The organism is Erwinia sp., from assembly GCF_049696395.1.
Lineage (GTDB): Bacteria > Pseudomonadota > Gammaproteobacteria > Enterobacterales > Enterobacteriaceae > Erwinia.
In genome coordinates this window covers 1-4,113 of sequence record NZ_JBAVTT010000097.1, presented here as the reverse complement: position 1 = coordinate 4,113, position 4,113 = coordinate 1, and the positions used below count along the sequence as shown (strand labels likewise).

Annotated in this window: 4 protein-coding genes; 1 reads left to right on the top strand and 3 read right to left on the bottom strand. The window is 55.3% G+C overall.

Features of this window, described 5'->3' with window-relative positions:
- Window positions 1-5 precede the first annotated feature (5 nt).
- Window positions 6-926: a LysR family transcriptional regulator gene (locus WCC56_RS12125; protein ID WP_424692613.1), complete on the bottom strand. Its 921-nt coding sequence runs from the start codon at window positions 924-926 to the stop codon at window positions 6-8.
- A 96-nt stretch (window positions 927-1,022) separates the two neighbouring features.
- Here WCC56_RS12125 and WCC56_RS12120 point away from each other — a divergent pair, with 96 nt between their 5' ends.
- Window positions 1,023-2,042, top strand: a complete 1,020-nt coding sequence (locus tag WCC56_RS12120) for a bile acid:sodium symporter family protein (RefSeq protein ID WP_424692612.1) — start codon at window positions 1,023-1,025, stop codon at window positions 2,040-2,042.
- Window positions 2,043-2,060: 18 nt separating this feature from the next.
- Here the strand turns inward: WCC56_RS12120 and WCC56_RS12115 are convergent, their stop codons facing one another.
- Window positions 2,061-2,276 (bottom strand): DUF3820 family protein, encoded by a 216-nt coding sequence (locus tag WCC56_RS12115; RefSeq protein WP_424692611.1) that lies wholly within the window; start codon window positions 2,274-2,276, stop codon window positions 2,061-2,063.
- A gap of 1 nt (window position 2,277) precedes the next feature.
- Window positions 2,278-4,113 (bottom strand): NAD-dependent DNA ligase LigA (gene ligA, locus WCC56_RS12110; protein ID WP_424692610.1); only part of this gene is annotated, 1,836 nt, incomplete at its 5' end.

Below are 4,113 nucleotides of genomic sequence, written 5' to 3'. Positions count from 1 at the left end.
TATATCTAAAACGCCGGTGTTTTCTCGCGTTGTTGCGTCAGCAGGCGTGCCTGCTGACGCACTTCCTGCCAGATAGCCTCAGCTGCCGGCGTCAGTGAGCGGTTTTTACGGCGGACCAACACAATCGTCCGGTTTATCTCCGGCACCATACGCCTGACCAGCAGCGGTCTTCCCTCTGGCAAAGGCAATGCCAGCGCCGGAAGAATGCTGATACCAATCCCGGCTTCAACCATCGGATACAAGGTGGCGGGATGGCCAATCTCCTGCACTATTTCTGCCTGAACCTGCTGCACCCTCAACGCTTCGTCAATTAATACCCGGCTACCGGAAGCATAGTCCTGCAACACCAGCTGCCGGTGATTGAGCATCTGCCAGTGAAGCGTTTGCTGGGACGCTAAGGGGTCGTCCTGTCGGCAAAGCAGCAGAAAGGGTTCATCGAGAATGGCTTCACATTCGAAGTCCTCTTCAGGAAGCGGACCGACAACAATCCCGAAATCGACCTCCGCATTACGAATACTTTGCAGCACCCATTGCTGAGGACGATCGCGTAGCATCACTTTGATATCCGGAAAATGCTGCTGGCTGGCGGCAAGGCACTGAGGCATCAAATGGGCGGAGATGGTCTGGCTGGCTGCCACGCGCACCGTACCGCTTCTTTGCTGCCCGTAGCTGCGCACATCCAGTAAAGTGGTGTTGAGCTCTTCCAGCAGCCGCTCAAGACGGCTGGAGAGCTGTTCTCCGGCTTCCGTCAGCAGCACTTCTCGCGTGGTACGGTCCAGAAGGCGGATGCCCATCTCCCCTTCCAGTTCTTTAATGCTGTGGCTGACCGCTGACTGGCTAAGTCCAATCGACTGCCCGGCCTGGCTGAAGCTGCCATGCTGAGCAACGGCGATAAACACACGAAGTTGACGAAGCGTATAATTCATCTGTTTTATTCATATATGTATTCAATAAATCAATTTTATTTCTAAACATGCCGAGCGCACAATAGCCCCCATCAATTTTTTAACCAGGCGTTAACAATGGGCATTTTCCGTATCGATCCACTGATGTTGAAACTGATTATTACCGTGCTGCTGGCAACCTTCCTGCCAGCGCGTGGGCATTTTGTGGAATTCTTTGAATACCTGACCACGGCAGCGATTGCGCTGTTGTTCTTTATGCACGGTGCCAAGCTGTCAAAAGAAAAAATCATTGCCGGTGGCAGCCACTGGCGTCTGCATCTGTGGGTGATGTGCAGTACGTTTGTGCTGTTCCCCATTCTGGGTCTGTTGTTCGTCTGGTGGCATCCCCTGCCGGTTAGCGCGGAAATCTACACCGGCTTCCTGTATCTCTGCATTCTGCCAGCTACCGTGCAGTCGGCCATTGCTCTGACGTCACTGGCCGGAGGCAACGTAGCCGCTGCCGTTTGTAGCGCCTCAGCGTCGAGCCTGTTAGGCGTCTTTATCTCGCCAATGCTGGTTGGATTGGTGATGAATGTGCACAGCGATGCGGCCGGTGGCAGTTTTGAGCAGATCGGCAAGATTATGCTGCAGCTGCTGGTGCCCTTCGTCATTGGTCACCTTTCACGCCGCTGGATTGCTGGCTGGGTGGAGAGAAATCGCGGGTTGATTGGTAAAACCGACCAGGCCTCGATCCTGCTGGTGGTCTATTCGGCGTTCAGTGAAGCCGTAGTGAACGGTATCTGGCACCGTGTGGGCGCCTCCACGCTGCTGTATATCGTGGCCGGCAGCCTGGGTATTTTGTTTGTTGTGCTGGTTATCAACTTGCTGGTCGCACGGCTGTTCCGCTTCAACCGCGCTGATGAAATCACCATTCTGTTCTGTGGTTCGAAAAAGAGCCTGGCGAACGGTGTGCCGATGGCCAACATTCTGTTCCCTTCAGCCTCTGTCGGCATCATCGTGCTGCCCCTGATGATTTTCCACCAGGTGCAGTTGATGGTTTGCTCAATGCTGGCACAGCGCTATAAAAAAGCAGGTGAGAAGCGGGTGCTAAAGCAGCAGCAGGAAGCCAAAACAGCCGTGGTTGAATCGCAGAAGTAATCCCCATCTGGCTGGTGATCAACCGCGTTTCAGCGGTTTCACCAGCCCATCAAGCCCTTCGATTTTAATCGCCAGCGTAAGCTGCAACAGCTCGCCAAGATGGCCCGCAGGAAATTCGCCTTTCCGCTCGAACCACAACAGATATTCCTCAGGCAAATCAATCAGCGCCCTGCCCTTATATTTTCCAAAAGGCATGAGGCTGTTAGCGATTTCAATCAGGTGCTCTTTTTCCATCTCACTCTCCCAGTAAACGGATCATCTCAGCTTCATCAATCACTTCAATCCCCAGTTCCTGGGCCTTTGCCAGCTTGGAGCCTGCCGCTTCTCCGGCAATCACCAGATCCGTTTTCTTCGACACGCTGCCGCTAACCTTGGCGCCTAACGCTGTCAGGCGATCTTTCGCTTCATCGCGCGACAAAATAGTCAGAGAGCCGGTCAGGACCACGGTTTTTCCGGCAAACGGGCTGTCGATCTCTTCAGCATTCACCACTTCTACCGCTGGCCAGCTGATACCGGCCTCTTCAACCAGCTGACGGATAACTTCACGGTTGCTCTCTTCATCCATAAAGTTACGCAGATGGCTGGCTACCACGGTGCCCACATCCTGCACGGCGATCAGCGCTTCCAGGTCGGCTGCCATGATCTTTTCCAGCGAGCCAAAATGCGCCGCCAGATTAGCCGCAGTCGCTTCTCCTACTTCGCTGATGCCCAGCGAATAGAGGAAACGTGCCAGGGTGGTGACTTTGGCCTTCTCCAGCGAATTCACCACGTTTTGTGCGGACTTTGGTCCCATCCGGTCCAGACCGGTGAGTTTGCCTGCGGTGAGCTTAAACAAGTCCGCTGGCGTATGGACGTACTCTTTCTCAACAAGCTGGTCGATAATCTTGTCGCCCAGGCCGTCAACGTCCAGCGCGCGGCGGGAAACGAAATGCTTAAGCGCTCCTTTGCGCTGAGCGCCGCAAATCAGGCCGCCGGTACAGCGCGCAACCACTTCGCCTTCCACTCGCTCAACATCCGAGCCGCAGACCGGGCAATGCGTTGGGAACACCACTTCTCTGGCATCGTCAGGGCGTTCAGCCTCAATCACACCGACAACCTGCGGGATAACGTCGCCAGCGCGGCGGATGATCACTTTGTCGCCAATGCGCAGGCCCAGACGCTCGATTTCGTCGGCGTTATGCAACGTGGCGTTGCTGACAATCACACCTGCCACCTGTACCGGTTCCAGCCTGGCTACAGGCGTGATAGCGCCAGTACGGCCAACCTGGAACTCAACATCCCGGACAGTGGTCATCTGTTCCTGAGCCGGGAATTTAAACGCCACGGCCCAACGAGGCGCTCTGGCGACAAAGCCTAATTGCTCCTGAAGATCCTGTGAGTCGACCTTGATCACCACGCCATCAATATCGAAGCCTAAAGTCGGGCGATCCTGCTCAACCTGGCGATAAAACGCCAGCACTTCATCGGCGGTGTGGCACAGCTTGATGCGGTCGCTGACCGGCAAACCCCAGGCCTTAAATTGCTGTAAACGCGCCATATGACTGCGAGGCATCTCTCCGCCTTCCAGCAGACCAAAGCCATAACAGAAAAAGGCCAGCGGGCGTTTGGCCGTGATGCGCGGATCAAGCTGACGCAAAGAGCCTGCTGCGGCATTACGCGGATTAGCGAAGACTTTATTACCGGTCCGCCGCGCTTCATTGTTCAGCGCCTCAAAGCCCGCCAGAGGCATAAAGACTTCCCCACGCACTTCCACTCGGGCAGGAATATTATCACCCTGCAGACGAAGAGGAATGGCGCGGATGGTGCGCACATTTGCGGTAATGTTCTCGCCTGTTGTGCCGTCTCCGCGCGTGGCTGCACGCACCAGTAAGCCCTCTTCATACAACAGGCTGACGGCCAGACCATCCAGCTTCAGCTCGCAGCAAAAAGTGATGTCATCGGTGTTTTTCAGCCGATCCTGCACGCGCTTATAGAACGCCAGATAGCTCTCTTCATCAAAAGCATTGTCCAGCGACAGCATCGGCACTTCGTGACGAACCTGCTCAAAAGACCCCAACGGTGCCGCACCAAC